The 19,021-nt window shown below is 65.1% G+C and carries 18 protein-coding genes; 7 read left to right on the top strand and 11 right to left on the bottom strand.

Annotation, left to right across the window (positions count from 1 at the left end):
• Positions 1 to 39 precede the first annotated feature (39 nt).
• From D6B98_RS25135 to D6B98_RS25120, 4 genes are all read right to left on the bottom strand, one after another.
• Positions 40 to 768, bottom strand: a complete 729-nt coding sequence (locus D6B98_RS25135; RefSeq protein ID WP_126259584.1) for a hypothetical protein — start codon at positions 766 to 768, stop codon at positions 40 to 42.
• 86 nt (positions 769 to 854) lie between these two features.
• Positions 855 to 1,574, bottom strand: a complete 720-nt coding sequence (locus D6B98_RS25130) for a hypothetical protein (RefSeq protein WP_164718850.1) — start codon at positions 1,572 to 1,574, stop codon at positions 855 to 857.
• A 136-nt stretch (positions 1,575 to 1,710) separates the two neighbouring features.
• Entirely contained in the window at positions 1,711 to 1,959 is a 249-nt protein-coding gene (locus tag D6B98_RS25125; protein ID WP_126259583.1) for a hypothetical protein, read from the bottom strand.
• Positions 1,960 to 2,099: 140 nt separating this feature from the next.
• Entirely contained in the window at positions 2,100 to 3,074 is a 975-nt protein-coding gene (locus tag D6B98_RS25120) for an NAD(P)H-dependent flavin oxidoreductase (RefSeq protein WP_126259582.1), read from the bottom strand.
• Positions 3,075 to 3,195: 121 nt separating this feature from the next.
• On the opposite strand from D6B98_RS25120, the gene D6B98_RS25115 reads away from it, so the two are divergent.
• Positions 3,196 to 4,758 (top strand): AMP-binding protein, encoded by a 1,563-nt coding sequence (locus tag D6B98_RS25115; RefSeq protein WP_126259581.1) that lies wholly within the window; start codon positions 3,196 to 3,198, stop codon positions 4,756 to 4,758.
• A gap of 341 nt (positions 4,759 to 5,099) precedes the next feature.
• Here D6B98_RS25115 and D6B98_RS25110 read toward each other — a convergent pair whose 3' ends face one another.
• The 7 genes from D6B98_RS25110 to D6B98_RS25080 all read right to left on the bottom strand — a co-directional run bounded on the left by D6B98_RS25110 (position 5,100) and on the right by D6B98_RS25080 (position 10,904).
• The gene (locus D6B98_RS25110; RefSeq protein ID WP_126259580.1) at positions 5,100 to 5,873 is read right to left on the bottom strand and encodes a thioesterase family protein; all 774 of its coding nucleotides are present in this window, start codon (positions 5,871 to 5,873) and stop codon (positions 5,100 to 5,102) included.
• A 146-nt stretch (positions 5,874 to 6,019) separates the two neighbouring features.
• Positions 6,020 to 6,988 (bottom strand): NAD(P)H-dependent flavin oxidoreductase, encoded by a 969-nt coding sequence (locus tag D6B98_RS25105; protein WP_126259579.1) that lies wholly within the window; start codon positions 6,986 to 6,988, stop codon positions 6,020 to 6,022.
• Positions 6,989 to 7,254: 266 nt separating this feature from the next.
• Positions 7,255 to 8,655: an aspartate ammonia-lyase gene (locus D6B98_RS25100; protein WP_126259578.1), complete on the bottom strand. Its 1,401-nt coding sequence runs from the start codon at positions 8,653 to 8,655 to the stop codon at positions 7,255 to 7,257.
• Positions 8,656 to 8,786: 131 nt separating this feature from the next.
• Positions 8,787 to 9,326: a hypothetical protein gene (locus D6B98_RS25095; protein ID WP_126259577.1), complete on the bottom strand. Its 540-nt coding sequence runs from the start codon at positions 9,324 to 9,326 to the stop codon at positions 8,787 to 8,789.
• Positions 9,327 to 9,373: 47 nt separating this feature from the next.
• The gene (locus tag D6B98_RS25090) at positions 9,374 to 9,976 is read right to left on the bottom strand and encodes a YqaA family protein (RefSeq protein WP_205680526.1); all 603 of its coding nucleotides are present in this window, start codon (positions 9,974 to 9,976) and stop codon (positions 9,374 to 9,376) included.
• Positions 9,977 to 10,021: 45 nt separating this feature from the next.
• Entirely contained in the window at positions 10,022 to 10,426 is a 405-nt protein-coding gene (hisE, locus tag D6B98_RS25085) for a phosphoribosyl-ATP diphosphatase (RefSeq protein WP_126259576.1), read from the bottom strand.
• Between the two features lie 118 nt (positions 10,427 to 10,544).
• On the bottom strand, positions 10,545 to 10,904 hold the full coding sequence (locus D6B98_RS25080; protein WP_126259575.1) for a hypothetical protein: 360 nt from the start codon (positions 10,902 to 10,904) through the stop codon (positions 10,545 to 10,547).
• Positions 10,905 to 11,132: 228 nt separating this feature from the next.
• On the opposite strand from D6B98_RS25080, the gene D6B98_RS25075 reads away from it, so the two are divergent.
• The 6 genes from D6B98_RS25075 to D6B98_RS25050 all read left to right on the top strand — a co-directional run bounded on the left by D6B98_RS25075 (position 11,133) and on the right by D6B98_RS25050 (position 18,837).
• The gene (locus D6B98_RS25075) at positions 11,133 to 12,185 is read left to right on the top strand and encodes an ABC transporter substrate-binding protein (RefSeq protein WP_126259574.1); all 1,053 of its coding nucleotides are present in this window, start codon (positions 11,133 to 11,135) and stop codon (positions 12,183 to 12,185) included.
• A gap of 86 nt (positions 12,186 to 12,271) precedes the next feature.
• Positions 12,272 to 14,068: a glucan ABC transporter ATP-binding protein/ permease gene (locus tag D6B98_RS25070; protein ID WP_126259791.1), complete on the top strand. Its 1,797-nt coding sequence runs from the start codon at positions 12,272 to 12,274 to the stop codon at positions 14,066 to 14,068.
• 189 nt (positions 14,069 to 14,257) lie between these two features.
• A complete protein-coding gene (locus D6B98_RS25065) occupies positions 14,258 to 15,784 on the top strand; it encodes a D-alanyl-D-alanine carboxypeptidase family protein (protein ID WP_126259573.1) in 1,527 nt (508 codons plus the stop codon).
• 188 nt (positions 15,785 to 15,972) lie between these two features.
• Positions 15,973 to 17,658 (top strand): long-chain fatty acid--CoA ligase, encoded by a 1,686-nt coding sequence (locus D6B98_RS25060; protein ID WP_126259572.1) that lies wholly within the window; start codon positions 15,973 to 15,975, stop codon positions 17,656 to 17,658.
• Positions 17,659 to 17,670: 12 nt separating this feature from the next.
• The gene (locus D6B98_RS25055) at positions 17,671 to 18,243 is read left to right on the top strand and encodes a DUF924 family protein (protein ID WP_126259571.1); all 573 of its coding nucleotides are present in this window, start codon (positions 17,671 to 17,673) and stop codon (positions 18,241 to 18,243) included.
• A gap of 108 nt (positions 18,244 to 18,351) precedes the next feature.
• Complete coding sequence (locus D6B98_RS25050; RefSeq protein WP_126259570.1) at positions 18,352 to 18,837, top strand: peroxiredoxin; 486 nt, start codon at positions 18,352 to 18,354, stop codon at positions 18,835 to 18,837.
• Positions 18,838 to 19,021 lie beyond the last annotated feature (184 nt).

The following is a 19,021-nucleotide window of genomic DNA, read 5'->3' as shown; positions in this document are numbered from 1 at the left end:
GCACCTTCTTCGCCGGCAGCGGTGATCGCGGGCTAAGCGCTAATCGTCGTCGGGCCCGAACAGCCTGATCTGCGGGAAGCCGCCGCGCGGCCGGCCGGCATAGTCGCGCGCATCGGAATCTTCGCGGATGTTGCGCGCGACGTCGTCCCAATCGGTGCGGTCGCGCATGCCGCGCGGCTCGCGGCCCTCGTAATAATGGCGGCGCTCGGCCCAGCGTTCGCGCCGCTCGATCCGACGCCGCTCGGACGCAGCGCGCCTCACGTCGGAATCCTTCGCCTTGGCATAGGCGTTGTCGAGTGAAGAGGCCGGATCGACCGATGCTTGCTGCTCGCCGGGTTTTGCGGCCTTCGGCGACGATGCGACGGTTGGCTTGAACTGGTCCTTGGACTGGTCCTTGGGTGGCTCGACCGCGGCCGCCTGTGAAGGCGGCGGTGCCGGCGGTTCGGCAGTCGCCTGAGCGGGCTGGGTGCCAGGCTTTGCGGCCTCAGACTTGACGGCTTCGGGCTTCAGTTCGGCTTGGGCCGGTGCGGCGATCATCGCGCCAAAGGCTTGCGAGCCGGTGAGGTAATTGACGCGTTCCGAGGGTGCGTTTGTCGCCGCCGGCGCGCTAGCGGATTCGGCACGCTGCGCCATCTTGCTGGTGTCCGGGCCCTGTTTGGACGCGACCGGATTCATGATGTTGCCGGCCACGATCCCGCCGCCCAAACCAATGGCAATGGCTGCGACAATGGTTCCGGCACCGACGAAATAGGCTGTCGAGGCGCGCATTGATCCACTCCCTCTTTGGGGCGAGCAACGCGCGTTGATTGCCGGATGTTCCTGATACGGAAGCAGTTCCCAAAGGAACTTAAGCCTCAGATCTGCTGCGCGACCTTCTCGAGCCCGATGAGGCGAGCGAGCTTGCGCACTTCCTCTTTCTGATCGTCACGCAGCTGGAACAGCAACGGCATGGCCGCCGACTTCAACTGCTGGACCTCATCGCAATTCGGGTCGATCTGCGCACTGGGCGGCGCGTTCGGATTGGAGAGCTTGTTCGCCGAGATCTTGCGGACAACGTTGCGTAGCGCGCTCTCGACCGAGGGCCAGTAATATTCCTGCGACGAGGACAGTTTCAGGCGGTCCCTGATCCCCGCAATCTGTGCGTCGGACAGCAGGGTATAATGCTTCTGCGACTGCGGCTTGGCGACCACCTTCGGCTTGGCGGGGACTTCGACAGCGGGAACCTCCGCCGCGGCGGGCGCTTCGGACACGCCGGGCGCCGCCTTGGGCATCGGGAAATCGGACGGTGTGGCAGCAGCGAAGGCCTGGCGCAGCGGCTCGGTCAGCACGGGCGCCTGCGAAAGCCTGTCGGCGGGCACCAGGACCGGCTCGATCGCGGCCGATGCCAAGGCGAGGGTCGGGACCAGACGGTCGGCCTTGGCGGCGCGGTTGGTTGCGAGCGGCTTGGGCGGAGGCGTCTGCGCGATCATGTCTTCACTGACGCTGGGGACGCTGTCGCGGCCAAGAATGGCGGTGGTCGCGGCGCCGAGGACGAGGAAGCAGGTCAGCACAACGATGGTGATGGCTTTGGACAAACGTCTCTCCGGGAACGGACGCTTCACGAGTTTGTTAGAGATGCCCGGGAAAAGGGCACGAATTATGGCTTGAGTGCGCCTTCGTCGCGACAATCAGCATGTCTGCAGCGACATTTTGCGTAAAAGGCAAAGGATATCAGGCAGCTGCGGCCAGATCGTAGGCGTCCTGGATGTCCGCGACGATCTCCGAGGCCTCCCAGACCGCGCGCGGCTCGACCGATTGCAGCGCCACCGTCCAGTTGCCGCCCCGGCGGGTGCGGGGGACGCTGACGATGTCGAAGCGAACGTTGCGGCACAGCGGGTGGCGGGCCAGGGCATGAGCGACGCGAACGCGGATTTCGTCCAGCGAAGCCGCCGTCTTGGTGTTGAGATAATCGAAGTCCATCGCCTGTCCCTCTCGGTCCTGATTGGCGGCCGTGAGAGGATTCTTGGCGGGCGATGGTTAATCTGCCGTTAAGTGAGCGGGGCGGAAGAGCGCGGGATTAACCGTGATCGGGACGAGCGGCGCCTGCCCTTTCCGCAATTCTACGGGAGGCAGCGCGCCCTCGCCTCACGATATTCGGCCGCCGTCCGCGCAACGAGATCGTCGACCCCGAGCACGTCGGTGACGCCCGAGGTGGAATGCCCCCCGCTCCAGATGTCGCGCCAGCGTTTCGGACGGCTCTCGCGCGCGCCAACGTCGATATCCCTGGCGATGTCGATCGCCCCGCGCGCCGGCAGATCGTCAGGATCAAGCCCGGCGGCCACGATCGACGGCCTCAGCATGCTGGTCTGCAGGCCTGTGAACGCGGTCGTGAGCAGGATGTCGTCGGCGCTGCTGTCGACCAGCATTCGCTTGTGGCGGTCGTCCGCCATGCTCTCGCGCGTCGCGATGAACTTGGTGCCCATATAGGCGAGATCGCAGCCGAGCACTTCGGCCGCATACAGCGCGCGGCCGTCGCTGATGCCGCCCGCGAGCACGATGACGCCGTCATAGAACGCGCGCACCGCGCGGACGAAGGCGAATGGGTTGAGCCAGCCGGTCTGCCCGCCGGCGCCCGCGGTGAGCAGCACCAGTCCGTCGACGCCTGCTTCCGCCGCACGTTCGGCATGGCGGATGGAAGCGACGTCCGCCAGTACCAGCGCGCCGGCATCGTGCAGCGGCTTCACCACGGGCGCAGGCGAGCCGACCGACGTGATGACGATCTCCGGCCTGTGCCGCAGCAGCACCGCGAGATCCTGCTCCAGCCGCGCATTGGAGCGATGCACGATCAGGTTCGGGCAGAGCGGCGCTGCCTTGCGGCCGGTCTGAGCTTCGTGCTGGCACAGCCGCGTCTCGATGGTGGTGAGCCATTCATCGAGCTGGTCCGTGCTGCGGCAATTCGCGGTGGGGAAGCTGCCGATCACGCCGCTCCGGCACGCGGCGACCATGAGCTCGACGCCCGACACCAGGAACATCGGCGCTGCGATCAGCGGCAGAGCGAGACGATCGCCGAAGCGTTGCAGCCGATCTGACGTCACGCAAATCTCCTTGTCACGCATGCCTCCTCGCGGGCTTTGTGGTTTCCTCCCGCAGTCCGTGTGCTAGCGTCATCGGCAACATTGGCACGTCAGAAGCCGGTGACAAGCAACGAGGAAACATATGTCCGATCCGCTCCACGCATCGTCCCCGACTTGTGCGCAGACGCTACGGGCGCTGTCGCGCTATCCCGGCCGCACCGCCTTCGCCTGGCCCGGCGGATCGTTGAGCTATCAGGGCACCATCGACCTCATCGGACGCATCCAGGGCGTCTTCATGCGTCTCGGCTTGCAGGCGGGCGCGCGCGTCGCCTTCCTCACCGCGAACCGCGCCGACACCTGGTGCGCCGGCGTCGCCGCGCAATTGTCGCGGCTCTGCATCACCTGGCTGCATCCGCTGGGATCGCTGGAGGACCAGCTGTTCCAGCTCGATGATTCCGAAGCCGAGATGCTGGTGGTCGATGCGGCCGCCTTCCGCGACCGCGGTGGCGAGCTTGCGGCGAGAGCGCCGCGGCTGAAGGCCATCTTCACCATGGGCTGGGCCGGTTACGGTGCCGATCTGTTGGCAGCCATCGAGAGCGCGGGACACGCCAGCGCGCGGAACCTCGCCAGCCTCGATGATCTCTCCACGCTGAACTACACAGGCGGCACCACCGGCAAATCCAAGGGCGCGCTGCGCTATCACCGCGAGAATGCCGGAGCCGCGGCCGCGATCCTCGCCGATTTCGAAATCCCCGACGCGGCACGCTACCTCACCGTCGCCCCGATCAGCCATGTGGCCGGCACGAAAGTGCTGCCGACCCTGATGCGCGGCGGCACCGTGCACATGCTCAAAGGTTTCGATCCCGAGGCGGTGCTGACGACGATCGCACGCGAACGCATCAATTTCACGCTGTTCGTGCCGACCATGATCTACGTGCTGCTCGATCATCCCGTGCTGGACAAAACCGATCTGTCCTCGCTGGAGCTGGTGCTCTACGGGGCGTCGGCGATGTCGCCAAGCCGGCTGGTCGAGGGCATCGAGCGCATCGGACCGGTGTTCTCGCAGCTCTACGGCCAGACCGAATGCTATCCGGTCTCGGTGCTGCGCAAGGCGGATCACGATCCGAAGACGCCGGAGCTGTTCCTGTCCTGCGGCTTTCCGATCGCGGCGTGCGAGGTCAGGATTCTCGACGACAACGACCGGGAGGTGAAGACGGGCGAGGCCGGCGAGATCTGCGTGCGCGCCCCGCATGCGATGGCAGAGTACTGGAGACGGCCCGACATCACCGCCGAGACGCTGAAGAACGGCTGGGTCCACACCGGCGACATCGCGCGCCAGGACGAGCGCGGCTACATGTTCATTCTCGACCGCAAGAAGGACATGATCGTGACCGGCGGCTTCAACATCTTCCCGCGCGAGGTCGAGGACGTGCTGTCGCAACATGCCGATGTCGCCATGGTCGCGGTCGTCGGCATTCCCGACGAAAAGTGGGGCGAGGCCGTCACCGCCATCGTCGTGCCGCGCGAGGGCGCAAGGCCGGATCCGGACGAGCTGATCAACCTGGTCAAGACGCGAAAAGGCTCGGCGCATGCGCCCAAGCAGATCCAGTTCGTCAAGCAATTGCCGATGACCGGAGTCGGCAAGGTCGACAAGAAGGTGCTGCGCGCAGGCTTCTGGAGCGGCCGGGACCGGATGGTGGGATAAATACCCGGGATTCTACGGGGCCACTGTGTCCCGGACACCACAACGCGGAACGGAGTGGATGGCGGCGCGGCGCACGCAATTGCCGCCGAATCGGGGAATCACCTAGACCGCTGACGGGGCTGGGAAGCGGAGTAAGAGATGAGAGTCGCTTCCCTGGAAAGTGCAGTCGCCGCGATCACGTTGATCACGGCTATCATTGTGGTGCTGTGGGAGATCAAGATCTTCTACGGAATGTGAACTGGCAGGATGCCCCGGTCGAACACGACCTTGCATCCCTTCCGCGGCGGCGGAAGCCTGCCGTTCAATTGGGCGGCCCGAACAGCGACGCTTGCCGTCACGCCTCAACGTTTCTCGATCACCAGGCTCTGCACCGCGCGGCCGAAATAGCCCTGGCGGTCGGCAAGGCGCGACATTGCAAGCCCGGTGCCGTCGGCGCCGATCCAGGACTCGCCGTCGAGCAGAATCCACTCGCCGACCGGCTGACGCGCGAAGCTCACGGTGAGGTCGGCATTGATGTAGGTCCAGGCGCGGAAGTCGAGCGTCGAGGCGGTGCCGTTGGAGAAATCGGCGGCGACCACGGCGCGCATGGCCTGCGAGATCGGCTCCCCCTCGATCAGCGGATGATCGACGCGAAACCAGATCGCGCCGGCGCCGGCCTGACCGAAGCGGCCGCGCGCGGCACGCATCGAGACCGAACGCACGAACGGGCTGGTGGCGGCGTGACCATCCTCGGCCAGCGAGTCCTCCGGCGAGGGCAGCGTGACCGGCAGCTCCTCGACATCGTCGGGCAGCGCCAGTGCCTGGCGCCGGATCTTGAGCACGGTCGCGCCGACCACCTGCACGCCATCGGCAAGCAGCTTGATGTTGCAGAGCTGGATCTTGCGGCCCTCGCGCAGGACCTCGGTCGCGATCGTGAGCGGCGCCACCGGCACCGGGCGCATCAGGTCGATGGTGACGCGCGCGATGTCCATCGGAGCCGGCGTCGGAACGCGCTCGGCCGCCCACGTCACCAGCGAAGCCGGCGCCGAGCCGTGCTGCATGCGCCGATCCCAGGGGCCGGCGGCATCCGGGCTGGTGACGACGCTGTCGCCGTCGACGCGGTAGATGGCGGTCATCGTTCAATCAGCCTCGGTTGACGTTCCCCGGATGCTGTGCCGCGCGTAGCGGTGCGCTGCTGATCCGGGGTCCATACGTTGCTGCGGTGGGTCCCGGCTCTGCGCAGCAGCGTTGCGCGCTGCAGCGCGTCCGGGACACGAGATCGTCACAACGGCGGATCGATCGCTTCGTCGTATTCCTTCTTGAAGCGCGCGATCAGCTCCGCTGCAGGCAGCACCTTGTCGATGCTGCCGATGCCCTGGCCGCTCCCCCAGATCTCCTTCCAGGCTTTCGGCTTGGCGCGTTCGCCGGAGGCGTCGGTGCCGAAATTCATCTTGGAGGGATCGGAGGTCGGAAGGTTCTCCGGATCCATGCCGGCGGCGAGGATCGAGGGCTTCAAATAATTGCCGTGCACGCCGGTGAAGAGGTTGGAATAGACGATGTCGTCGGCGCTCGAGCCGGCGATCATCTCCTTGTAGCGCTCGACCGCGTTGGCCTCCTTGGTGGCGATGAAGGCCGAGCCGATATAGGCGAAGTCGGCACCGAGGATGCGCGCGGCGCGGATCGCCTGGCCGTTGCCGATCGCGCCCGACAGCGCGATCGGGCCGTCGAACCACTTGCGGGTCTCGGCAACGAAAGCGAGCGGCGAGATGGTGCCGGCATGGCCGCCGGCCCCGGCCGCGACCAGGATCAGGCCGTCGGCGCCTTTCTCGATCGCCTTGTGCGCGAACTTCTGGTTGATCACGTCGTGGAAGACGATGCCGCCCCAGCCGTGCACGGCCTGGTTCAGCTCCTCGCGGGCGCCGAGCGAGGAGATGATCATCGGCACCTTGTACTTGGCGCAGAGCTGCATGTCGTGGTCGAGCCGGTTGTTCGACTTGTGCACGATCTGGTTGACCGCAAACGGCGCCGACGGCCGTTCCGGATGCGCGCGGTCATAGGCCGCGAGCTCCTCGGTGATCCGTGCCAGCCATTCGTCGAGCAGCTCCGGCGGCCGCGCGTTCAGCGCCGGAAACGAACCGACCACCCCCGCCTTGCATTGCGCGATCACCAGATCGGGCACCGAGATGATGAAGAGCGGCGAGCCGATCACGGGGATCGACAGGCGCCCTTTGAACAAGGCAGGCATGGACATTGCGAGACGATCCTCTGTTGGCCGGTCAATGGAAGGTTGGGCGCCATACCAACAAGGCAATCTTTCCACTGTCAAGTATTGCGTTTTGACGCCGTCACGGATGCCGCTGCCGCAATTCCAAGCAGCGGAATTCTTAACCCCACATCTCTCCTCCGTCATTGCGAGCGTAGCGAAGCAATCCAGACTGTCTCCGCGGAAGCAGTCCTGGATTGCTTCGTCGCAAGGGCTCCTCGCAATGACGAGGAGAGAACTGTGGTCACTGACAGCTACCCGAGCAAATCCGGATTGATCAGCCGCTCGAACGAGAACATCTCGTCCCACTTCTCCTGCGTCAGCAGCTTGCGCTCGACCACCACGATCTGGTGTAGCGACTTGCCGCTCTTGTAGCCCTCGCGCGCGATCTCGGCGCATTGCTTGTAGCCGAGCAGCGGCTTCAGCACCGTGACGATGCCGAGCGAGTTCAGCACCATGTTGCGGGTGTGCTCTTCGTTGGCGGTAATGCCGACGACGCAATTCTCGCGCAGGCTGTTGACCGCGCGTTCCATGGTGCGGATCGAGAAGAACAGCGCGAACGAGATCACCGGCTCCATCACGTTGAGCTGGAGCTGGCCCGCCGAGGCCGCGAGCGTCACCGTCGTGTCGAGCCCGATGACGAGGAAGCTGGTCTGGTTGACCACTTCGGGGATCACGGGATTGACCTTGCCGGGCATGATCGAAGAGCCCGGCTGCAACTGCGGCAGGTTGATCTCGTTGAAGCCGGCGCGCGGGCCCGAGGCGAGCAGGCGGATGTCGTTGCAGATCTTCGTCAGTTTGCTCGCGGTGCGCTTCAGGACGCCCGAGAGCTGCACATAGGCGCCGGTATCCGAGGTCGCCTCGACGAGATCGCCGGCGAGGATGAAGTCGACGCCGGTGAGCGCGCTCAGATGCCGGACCGCGAGCTTGGGATAGCCGACCGCAGCCGTGACGGAGGTGCCGATCGCGGTGGCGCCGAGATTGATCTCGCGCAGCAGCGCACGCGCTTCCGAGATGCGGTCGACCTCCTCACCGATCGTGGTGCCCCAGCCCCGGAATTCCGCGCCGAGCGACATCGGCACGGCATCCTGCAGATGCGTGCGGCCCATCTTCAGAACACGGTCGAACTCGCGCCCCTTGCTGAAGAAAGCTTCCTGGAGCTGGCGCAGCGCGGTCATGTAGCTCTCGAGCCGCAGGATCAGCGCGAGGCGAAAGGCAGTCGGATAGGTGTCGTTGGTCGACTGGCCGTAATTGACGTGGTCGTTGGGACTGACGTGCTGATAGTCGCCCTTGCCGAAGCCGAGCGATTCCAGCGCGAGGTTCGCGATCACCTCGTTGGCATTCATGTTGGTGGAGGTGCCGGCACCGCCCTGGATGAAGTCGGTGACGAACTGATCCATCATCTCGCCGGCGATGACGCGGTCGCAGCCGAGAATGATCGCGTCCGCGACCCTGGCGTCGATCGCGCCGAGATCGCGATTGGCCATCGCGGCGGCCTTCTTGACGTAACCGAGCGCCTTCACGAAGTAAGGCTCCTGGTTCATCGAAATGCCGGTGATGTGGAAGTTCTCCTTACCCCGGATGGTCTGGACGCCGTAATAGATGTCGTCGGCGATCTCACGCGGTCCGAGGAAGTCCTGCTCCGTACGACTCATGGGCGCTCCTTGCTGCTCGCGCGACGTCCTCTAAAGCATGGTCCGGAAAAGTGCGCAGCGGTTTTCCGAAAAGATCATGCTTAAACAACAACCTAAAGCGCGATGATGATTCATCCTAGTCGCATCGCGCTTTAGTTCTGGCACAGCGCGCTGGTCACGAAAGTATCGGTGCGGCAGTCGTCCGGTTTGCGTTGCCGGCCGGGGATCAGAACCTTGGCTGAGCATTTTTCCGCGGAATCGGCATTCAGGCTCTTGCCTTCCTTGTAGCCCTTGCTCTGGCAGAGCTGGTCGGCGGCCTGCTTGCAGTCGGGCGCGCCGTTCGACGAGAGCGGGCAGGCCACGCGCCCCGACACCATGGTCGAGGGCTTGGCCAGCCGTGACAGGTCGTTCATGGTTTCACTGGGGCTTTTGATCGGCGGCAGGATCGAGGGCAGCTTGTCGAACAGCTTGCCCATTTCATTGATCAGCCCGGGATTTTCCTCGCGTGCCGGCGCGGCGGAAGAGGCCGGCGTCGAGGGCGACGGCGCGGCCGGCCCCCCCTGCTGCTGGAGGCCGAGCGATGGCGGTGCAGATTGCGTCCATCCGATGCCGCCGCCACTGAGGAGGAGCAGCAGCGCCGCTGACATCAGCGTCCCGAGCCGCACCGCCGGATTGCCGGATCGAACCATCATGGCGGCAACCGTAGCCGAAGCCGGCCCTGCGGCAAAGCCGCCAGCGCCTAGATCAACTTGACCGCCACCACGAAGCCGAGCACCAGCACGATGGCACCGAGCGCGACCCACAATCCGAGATGCTTCTCGATCCGAACCCGGATCCAGTCGCCATAGCGGTTGAGCAGGATCGCGACGACGAAGAAGCGTCCGCCACGGGCGATAATCGAGCAGAGGATGAACAGGATGATGTTGTAGCCGGCAAAGCCCGAGGTGATGGTGACGAGCTTGTAGGGGATCGGCGTCAGCCCCTTGAGCAGGATGATCACCGCGCCCCATTCCGCATAGGAGGCGCGGAAGGCGTCGACCTTGTCGCCGAGGCCGTAGACCTGGATCAGCCACTGGCCGACCGAGTCGAACAGCAGCGCTCCGATGGCGTAGCCGACGATGCCGCCAAGCACCGACGTCGCGGTGCAGACCGCCGCATAGAGCCAGGCGCGCTGCGGGCGCGCCAGTGACATCGGAATCAGCATCACATCCGGCGGGACCGGAAAGAATGAGCTTTCGGCGAAGGAGACGACACCCATGATCCAGAGCGCGTAGGGCTTGTGGGCGGCGTCGATGCACCAGTCGTAGATACGTTTCAGCATGGCGCCGCGATGAAGCACCATGGGACGGATTTGTCCATGCCGAGATTGAGGCGAATTGTGACGTTTCTAGTGGCGCTTGCGCGCAGCACGCCCCTCGAGCGCGACAATTGGCCGCCTGGCCGCCACGCGCGGTGACGCGACCTTGGGCAGTTTCATTGAGGATTTCGGCAGCTTCTCGGCGATGCCGAGCATATCTTCCCGCCGCGACATCTCGCGCCAGACGTCCTCGGGGCGCACGCCGGCTGAGGCCCAGAGCACGGTGAGATTGTACAAGAGGTCGGCGCTTTCCCGGATCACGGCCTCGGAGTCGCCATTGACGGCATCGATCACGACCTCGATGGCCTCTTCAGCGAGCTTCTTTGCCATTTGCGAGGGCCCACGCTGAAACAGCCGGGCGGTCCGCGATGTTGCCGGATCAAGATCCCTGGCCGCGAGCACAGCCAGATATAGCCGCTCAAGCGAATCACTCATGGTACTCAAAACTACTCTAAACAAATGGCCGGCGTGTTAACGCTCGACAATAAAAGCAGAAAACAGGCCGGCGCGGCAAGCGCGCCGGCCTGTTCGCCGATGACGCATGGCCGACCGGTTAATAGCAGCTGTAGCCGGAATAGCCGTGGGCGCAGGGATTCTTGTAGCCGCCATAGGTGTAGCGTCTGCTCGAGTCGTAATAATAGGGACCATAGCCGGGGCTGCTGTAATAGACCGGGCCACTGTCGTAATAGTAACCCGGACCCGGATCATAGGCGTAGGCATTGCGGCTGGCTGCGATCGCCAGGCCGGTCGCGGCCAGGCCGAACATCGCAGCAGCGGCGGCGCCGCCACCACCACCGTGCCAATGACGGCCGCCCGCGTAGGAGGCGTTGGGTGCAGCGGCAGTCAGAGCCACCACGGCGGCGGTAGCAAGAACGGCCTTGCGGCCCGCAATCTTGGAGAATCGGTCGAACATGTCTTGGGCCCTCCTTTGGGACCTGGAACGGACGCCTGCGGACAGGCTCATGCCTTTCAAACCCGCATGACCTAAGTTGGGTTCCCCAACCCCAACACAAGCTGAACGGGGTTGCGTAATCGTGACGCAACCGCCGCTCATCCGCCGTTCATGTTGGCGCGCGCACGGTGTCGTCGGCCGGCGCTGCAAGCGTCACGAAACCATAACAATGCGGGACCGGCGCAACCGATGTCTCAATTCAAGACGATCGCGCTTCGTTGCCTGCTGACCCTCTCGATCTCGCTTGCGGCACTGAGTCCACGCGGTGTCGGCGCGGCCGAGTCGCCTGCGCCGCCCTCCGTTGCCATTCACTTCACCTTCGACCGCCCGCCCGACGCGAGCATGGCGCCGTTCTTCCTTGCCGCGAAGGACGGCAGGTTCGGCGCCGAGCGTCTCAACGTGTCCTTCGGCAGCGCGACCGGATCGCCGGAGGCACTCGCACGCGTCGCCAAAGGCGACAGCGAGCTTGCGCTCGTCGACATCAACGAGCTGATCCGGTTTCGCGACAAGGAGGATGCGGCGCCGGTCAAGGCGGTGTTCGTGCTGTTCAACCGCGCGCCTTACGCGATCGTGGCGCGCAGGAGCCGCGGCATCCATCTGTTGCCCGATCTCGACGGCAAGACCGTCGGGGTTGCCGAGGGCGATCTGTCGATGCGGCTGTGGCCGGCGCTGGCGCAGCAGAACGGCATCAAGGCATCGCGCGTCAAATTCCACAAGATCGGCGCGGCCGTGCGCGAGCCGATCCTGTCCGCGGGACAGGTCGATGCCGTCGCGGGCTTCAGCCATCTCTCGGCGGTGAACCTGCGCGATCGCGGCGTGCCCGGTGCCGATCTCGTCGTGCTGCGTTATGCCGATTACGGCTGCGAGGCCTATGGCTTCGCCGTGGTGGCCAATGCCGCCTTCGCCGCGGCAAAGCCGGACGCCGTGAAAGGCTTCGTCCGCGCCTTGATCGCCGGCATCGCCGCAACCGTCAAGGAGCCGGCGCGCGCGGCGGACGAGGCCGCGAGCCGCATCGACGGCGGCGACCGCGACCTGGAGCTGGAACGCCTGCGCGCCGTCCTTGCCGACGACATCCTGACCGACGAGGTCAAACGCAACGGGCTCGGCGGTATCGAGCCGCTGCGCCTGCAGCGCTCGATCGAGCAGATCGCGCAGGACTTCAAATTCCGCAAGCGGCCGACCCCCGGCGACATTTTCGACGACCAATTCCTGCCGCCGGTCGCGGGGCGGCTGATCAATTGAGAAAAACCGGCAGCTTCGGCTATATCTCGCGCGCGATCCCTGCTTAGAATATGAGCTCCGTCATCCGCTCGAGTTTCGTCACCCACATGTCCATCCTGCGCCTCTATACCCGCGTTCTCGAGTTGCTCGGCAACGAGGCGCGGCTGGGCTGGCTGCTCGCGGTCGCCAATCTTCTGCTGGCGGCCTCGCAATTCGCCGAACCCGTGTTGTTCGGCCGGATCGTCGACGTGCTCTCCGGCAAGACCGTGGCCGGCTCGAACTCGGCCTGGCCGTTCCTGGCCGCCTGGGTCGGGTTCGGGCTCTTCACCATCCTGTGCAGCGCGCTCGTGGCCTTGCAAGCCGACCGGCTCTCGCACCGTCAGCGCCAGGCGGTGCTGACCGACTATTTCGAGCACATCCTGCAACTGCCGTTAACGTTCCACTCCGGCACCCATTCGGGCCGGCTGATGAAGGTGATGCTCAACGGCACCGACGCGCTGTGGCGGCTGTGGCTCGGCTTCTTCCGCGAGCATTTTGCCGCGATCCTCTCTGTCCTGGTGCTGCTGCCACTGTCGCTTTACCTGAACTGGCGCCTCGCGATCTTGCTGTTCGTGCTCTGCATCGTCTTCACGGCGCTGACCACCTTCGTGGTGCGCAGGACGTTCGGCATGCAGATGGAGGTCGAGGAGCACTACAGCGAGCTTTCCGCGCGCGCGTCGGATGCGCTCGGCAACGTCGCGCTGGTGCAGAGCTTCGTGCGCGTCGAATCCGAGGTCAAAGGCCTGCGCTCCGTCGCCGACGAGCTGCTCGCGGCGCAGATGCCGGTGCTGTCCTGGTGGGCGCTGGTGACGGTGATCACCCGCGCCTCCACCACCATCACGGTGCTGGCGATCTTCACCTTCGGCATCGCGCTGCACGACCAGGGGCTGACATCGGTCGGCGAGATCGTGATGTTCGTGAGCTTCGCGACGATGTTGATCCAGAAGCTCGAGCAGGTCGTGAGCTTCATCAACAACGTGTTCATGGAAGCTCCGCGCCTGCGCGAGTTCTTCAATGTGCTCGACGCCGTGCCCGCGGTGCACGACCGGCCCGACGCGATCGATGCCGGCAGGCTGTCGGGCCTCGTCGAGTTCAACGACGTCACCTTCTCCTATGACGGCAAGCGGCCGGCGATCGAGGATCTCACCTTCACCGCGCTGCCCGGCCAGACCATCGCGCTGGTCGGCCCGACCGGCGCCGGCAAATCGACCGCGATCGCGCTCTTGCATCGCGCCTTCGACCCGCAATCCGGCGTCATCAAGATCGACGGCATGGACGTGCGCGGCGTGACGCTGACCTCGCTGCGGCGGAACATCGGCGTTGTGTTCCAGGAGGCGCTGCTGTTCAACCGGTCGATCGCGGAGAATTTGCGCGTCGGCAAGCCGGATGCGACCGAGGCCGAGATGCGCCAGGCGGCGGCGCGCGCGCAGGCGCTCGAATTCATCGAGCGCAGCGGCGGCTTCGAGACCAATGCCGGTGAGCGCGGCCGCATGCTGTCCGGCGGCGAACGGCAGCGCCTGTCGATCGCCCGCGCGCTGCTGAAGGACCCGCCGATCCTGATCCTGGACGAAGCCACCTCCGCGCTCGACGCCATCACCGAGGCCAAGTTGAATGCCGCTCTCGACGAAGTGATGAAGGGCCGCACCACCTTCGTGATCGCCCATCGCCTTTCCACCATCCGCAACGCCACGCGGATCCTCGTGTTCGAGAACGGCCGGGTGATCGAAAGCGGAACTTTCGATGAACTGGTGGCCAAAGGCGGCCATTTTGCCGAGCTCGCCCGGGCTCAGTTCATGGTGCAGGAAAACGCACGGGCCAGCGTGACGGCCTCTGAGGCTGCCGCGACGGCAGCCAAATCCCCCTAGCAAGTCCCCACGGCGCCGTCGAAATTCGGCCTATTTCATTGCGGAATACCGCACCCAGCCCCCTATTCTCGACGCATCAGCCGGTATAGGTTTGCGGCGCCGCAAGCGGCGGCGCTGGATTTTCAGAACCGACAATCAGATCACGAGAACCCCGGGAACCGGCGGATCTCCAAGGACCGGAATCGGATAGTGCACGCCCTACGCCCGCTGCTTCGCAAATCCTTGTTCAACCTGGTCGCTGCGAGTGTCGCATGCGCCGCGCTGCTGGCGCCGCGCGCGGCGAGCGCCGAAGCGCTGCTGCTGATCGAGGCCGACAGCGGCAAGGTGCTGCAGGCGGATAACGCCACCATTCCCTGGTATCCGGCCTCCGTCACCAAGATCATGACCGCCTATGTGACGCTGAAGGCGGTCAAGGATGGCAGACTGACGCTCGACACGCTGCTCACGGTTTCGCCGGTCGCGGCCTCGCAATCGCCTTCGAAGATGGGGTTCCGCCCGGGAACGCAGCTCACCGTCGACAACGCGCTGAAGATGATGATGGTCAAGTCGGCGAACGACATGGCCGTGGTGCTGGCCGAAGGCGTCGGCGGTTCGATCGACGGCTTCTCCGCGATAATGAACAATACCGCGAAGAGGCTCGGCATGACGCAGACCAGCTACGTCAATCCGAACGGCCTGCCCGCCGACGGCCAGATCACGTCGGCGCGCGACCTCGGCATCCTCGCGCGCGCGTTCCTGCGCGACCTGCCGGAATACGAATATTTCGTGCACATCCCGGCGATCCGCTTCGGCAAGCGCATCACCGGTAATTTCAACAAGCTGATCGGCCGCTATCCCGGCGCCGACGGTTTCAAGACCGGCTTCATCTGCGCCTCCGGCTACAATCTCGTCGCCTCGGCCACGCGCAACGGCCGCCGGCTGATCGCTGTGGTGCTGGGCGCAGGCTCCGGCACGGCGCGCGCGGTGAAGGCGGCACAGCTGCTGGAGCGCGGTTTTGCCCAGGACAATCTCACCTGGCTGCGTCCCTCGCTCGGCACGGTCGATAACCTCGTGCCGGTCGACGCCTCGCCGCCGAACCTGCGCGACGAGATGTGCGGGCCGCACCGCAAGCGGCCGGCCAGCGACGACGACGATGCGCTGATTGCCGCCAATGGCGGCGCATCAGGATCGGCCTCGGCCACCGGCGGCGAAGCCCAGGTGACCTTCTTCACCGCCGGCCTGCAGCCGCCCCTGATGAAGGCCTCCGAGCTGATGGCCTCGGCGGCGGCGCCGACCGAGCCCGTGCTGGTCTATACCGGCCCGACCCGCACCGGCACCGCCCTGATCGCGGCGGTCGCGGCCGATGCCGACCAGCAGGCGGCGTCCTCCAAGCCGCGTGGCAAGAAGTCGCGCGTGGCCAAGAAGCCGGATGCGGCCGACAAGCCGAAAGACGCGGCCAAGGACGCCAGCAAGGACACCAAGACCGCAGCGGTGAAGCCGGATGCCAAGCCGGCTGGGGTCAAGAACAATGGCAAGAGCGACGGCAAGACCGACGCAAAGAGCGACCCCAAGAGCGATCCTAAGAGTACGGCGAAGCCGGCAGCGCCCAAGCATGCTGCCGCCAAGCCTGATGCGGCGGCTAAACCCGCCGAGAAGCCTGCGGCCAGCGGCGATCAGAAGCCAGCCAAGCCCAAGGCCGCGACCAAGCCCGCGGCCAAGCCGGCCAACAACAGTTAACGGCGCACCCCGGGCCGATCCGGCCCGGCTTCGCACCTGCGGCAGCCGTTCGCGACGATTCCGGTAGCCACCTTCCGACCTTTGCCCTAAGCGTCGACGGCTTGCCAGCGGTTCAGGCAGGCTCGATACTGGCGGTAATGAGGCAAGCCCGAGACACAACGGGCTCTGGTCAATGAGGGGAGTTTTCCATGGAGCGCATCTGGCTCAAGCAATATCCGCCCGGCGTGCCCGCCGATATCGAGCCGACCCAATACGCGTCGCTGGTTGACCTGCTGGAGGAGAGCTTCACCAAGTTCGCCGACCGCAAGGCGTTCATCTGCATGGACAAGTCGATCAGCTACCGCGACCTCGACCAGATGTCGGTCGCGCTCGCGGCCTACTTGCAGGGCCGCGGGCTGCAGCGTGGCGCCCGCGTCGCCATCATGATGCCGAACGTGCTGCAATATCCGGTTGCGACCGCCGCGGTGCTGCGTGCCGGCTTCGCCGTCGTCAACGTCAACCCGCTCTACACCCCGCGCGAACTCGAGCACCAGCTCAAGGATTCCGGCGCCGAAGCCATCATCGTGCTGGAGAATTTCGCCCACACGGTCGAGCAGGTGATCGCCAGGACGGCGGTGAAGCATGTCATCGTCGCCAGCATGGGCGACCTGCTCGGCTTCAAGGGCGTGATCGTCAATCTGGTCGTTCGCCGCGTCAAGAAGATGGTTCCGGCGTGGTCGCTGCCGGGCTCGGTCTCCTTCAACGACGCGCTGTCCGCCGGCCGCGGCATGACCTTCAGCAAGCCCAAGCTCTCGCCGGGCGACGTCGCCTTCCTGCAATATACCGGCGGCACCACCGGCCTCTCCAAGGGCGCCACACTGCTCCATCGCAATATCGTCGCCAACGTCCTGCAGAACGACGCCTGGCTGCAGCCGGCGCTCGCCGCGCCGCCGCATGTCGATCAGCTCATGATCGTCTGCGCGCTGCCGCTCTACCACATCTTCGCGCTGACGGCCTGCTACCTGCTCGCGGTCCGCGCCGGCGGATGCAATCTCCTGATCCCCAACCCGCGCGACATTCCCGGCTTCATCAAGGAGCTGGCGAAATACCAGGTCAACAGCTTCCCGGCCGTCAACACGCTCTACAACGGCCTGATGCACCATCCCGACTTCAAGAAGCTCGACTTCTCCAAGCTGAAGATCTCCAACGGCGGCGGCATGGCGGTGCAGCGCCCCGTGGCCGATCAATGGAAGGCGATCACCGGCTGCTTCATCGCCGAGGGATACGGCCTGTCGGAGACTTCGCCGACGCTGACCTGCAATCCGGCAACGGCAACCGAATTCACGGGGTCGATCGGCATCCCCGTGCCGTCGACCTGGATCTCGATCCGCGATGACGACGGCAACGAGATCCCGCTCGGTCAGCCCGGCGAGATCTGCGCCAAGGGTCCGCAGGTGATGTCGGGCTACTGGAACAGGCCGGAGGAGACCGCCAAGGTGATGACCGCGGACGGCTATTTCCGCACCGGCGATATCGGCATCATGGACGAGAAGGGCTACACCAAGATCGTCGACCGCAAGAAGGACATGATCCTGGTCTCCGGCTTCAACGTCTATCCGAACGAGATCGAGGAGGTGATCGCGAGCCATCCGGGCGTGCTCGAATGTGCCGTGATCGGCATCCCCGATTCCAGATCGGGCGAAGCGGTGAAGGCTTTCGTGGTGAAGAAGGATCCCAACCTCACCGCCGAGGCGGTGATCAAGTTCTGTCACGAGCAGCTCACCGGCTACAAGGTGCCCAAGCACATCGAATTCCGCACCGACCTGCCCAAGACCAATGTCGGCAAGATCCTGCGCCGGCAGCTGCGCGACGAGAAGAAGGCAGAGGCGGCGTAGGCTGCACCGCCGATGACGGACGTCGGCGATATCGCGCCATCAGGAATTCTCACCTTTTGGCGCGATGCCGGCCGCGAGCGCTGGTACAAGCGCGACGACGCTTTCGACGCGGAGATCAGGCGCCGCTTTCTTGCGCTGTGGCAGAAGGCGGTCGCCGGCGAACTGGCATCATGGGAAGACAGTGACGCAGGCGCATTGGCGCTCGTCATCGTCCTCGACCAATTTCCCCGCAACATGTTTCGCGGCACGCCCGAGGCCTTTGCCAGCGACGCGCTGGCGCGCGAGGTTGCTCGCCGCGCCATCGATCGAGGTGTCGACACCAGGGTCGATCCGATCCTGCTCGAATTCCTCTATCTGCCCTTCATGCATTCGGAGCACCTGGCCGACCAGCTGCATTGCGTCGCGCTGTTTCAAAACGCCGACAATGCCAACGAAGCTGACAATGCCGAGAACCTGAAATACGCCCGGGAGCATGCCGACATCATCCGCCGCTTCGGCCGCTTCCCTCACCGCAACCGCGTCCTCGGGCGTTCGTCCACCGAGGAAGAGCAGGCCTTCCTCGACAGTGGCGGCTTTTCCGGCTGATGACATCGAGGTGAAGAGCCGCCGCCTCCGCCGCTTTCACCGCCGGCAATATTGTGCAGCCCCGCCGCACGGTCTAAAAAGCGGGACCGATTTTCAGGGAGACTGACCATGGCGATCCAGATTGGCGACAAGCTGCCCGAGGCCAAATTCCGCGTGATGACGGCGGAAGGCCCGCAGGTGAAGACCACCGACGATATTTTCAAGGGCAAGAAGGTGGCGCTGTTCGCGGTGCCCGGCGCCTACACCGGCACCTGCCACAAGATGCATCTGCCGAGCATCTTCCTCAACGCCTATGCCATGAAGGACAAGGGCGTCGACACCATCGCAATCGTCTCGGTCAACGACGCCTTCGTCATGAACGCCTGGAAGCGCGACACCGACCAGCGCGACGAGGCCATCTTCCTCGCCGACGGCAATGCCGACTTCGCCAAGGCGATCGGCATGGAGCTCGACGCCTCCGCCAACGGCCTCGGCATCCGCTCCAAGCGCTATTCGATGCTGGTCGAGGACGGCGTGGTCAAGAAGCTGAACCTCGAGGCGATGCCCGGCAAGGTCGAGGTCTCCGGCGGCGATACGCTGCTCGGGCAGCTGTAAGCGCTTCGCGACAACAGACGCTGTCATGCCCCGGCTTGACCGGGGCATCCAGTACGCCGCGGCCTCTCAATCACACCCGCCTCTGGAATACTGGATCGCCCGCCTTATGTTTAGTCCGGGGACATGGCTGACACCTGTTCGGACACATCACTGACAGGTTGGCCGTTGGTCAAGTCGATTGATG

The organism is Bradyrhizobium sp. LVM 105 (genome assembly GCF_003957705.1).
GTDB classification, from domain to species: Bacteria; Pseudomonadota; Alphaproteobacteria; order Rhizobiales; family Xanthobacteraceae; genus Bradyrhizobium; species Bradyrhizobium frederickii.
This window is presented reverse-complemented; position numbering and strand designations above follow the sequence as displayed.

Coding starts and splice junctions, on each gene's coding strand:
- D6B98_RS25090 (WP_205680526.1), bottom strand. CDS start 9,976: ATGGTGCTTCATCGCGGCGCCATGCTGAAACGTATCTACGACTGGTGC.
- D6B98_RS25100 (WP_126259578.1), bottom strand. CDS start 8,655: ATGAGTCGTACGGAGCAGGACTTCCTCGGACCGCGTGAGATCGCCGAC.
- D6B98_RS25115 (WP_126259581.1), top strand. CDS start 3,196: ATGTCCGATCCGCTCCACGCATCGTCCCCGACTTGTGCGCAGACGCTA.
- D6B98_RS25055 (WP_126259571.1), top strand. CDS start 17,671: ATGACGGACGTCGGCGATATCGCGCCATCAGGAATTCTCACCTTTTGG.
- D6B98_RS25110 (WP_126259580.1), bottom strand. CDS start 5,873: ATGACCGCCATCTACCGCGTCGACGGCGACAGCGTCGTCACCAGCCCG.
- D6B98_RS25125 (WP_126259583.1), bottom strand. CDS start 1,959: ATGGACTTCGATTATCTCAACACCAAGACGGCGGCTTCGCTGGACGAA.
- D6B98_RS25080 (WP_126259575.1), bottom strand. CDS start 10,904: ATGTTCGACCGATTCTCCAAGATTGCGGGCCGCAAGGCCGTTCTTGCT.
- D6B98_RS25070 (WP_126259791.1), top strand. CDS start 12,272: ATGTCCATCCTGCGCCTCTATACCCGCGTTCTCGAGTTGCTCGGCAAC.
- D6B98_RS25105 (WP_126259579.1), bottom strand. CDS start 6,988: ATGTCCATGCCTGCCTTGTTCAAAGGGCGCCTGTCGATCCCCGTGATC.
- D6B98_RS25095 (WP_126259577.1), bottom strand. CDS start 9,326: ATGATGGTTCGATCCGGCAATCCGGCGGTGCGGCTCGGGACGCTGATG.
- D6B98_RS25135 (WP_126259584.1), bottom strand. CDS start 768: ATGCGCGCCTCGACAGCCTATTTCGTCGGTGCCGGAACCATTGTCGCA.
- hisE (WP_126259576.1), bottom strand. CDS start 10,426: ATGAGTGATTCGCTTGAGCGGCTATATCTGGCTGTGCTCGCGGCCAGG.
- D6B98_RS25075 (WP_126259574.1), top strand. CDS start 11,133: ATGTCTCAATTCAAGACGATCGCGCTTCGTTGCCTGCTGACCCTCTCG.
- D6B98_RS25060 (WP_126259572.1), top strand. CDS start 15,973: ATGGAGCGCATCTGGCTCAAGCAATATCCGCCCGGCGTGCCCGCCGAT.
- D6B98_RS25050 (WP_126259570.1), top strand. CDS start 18,352: ATGGCGATCCAGATTGGCGACAAGCTGCCCGAGGCCAAATTCCGCGTG.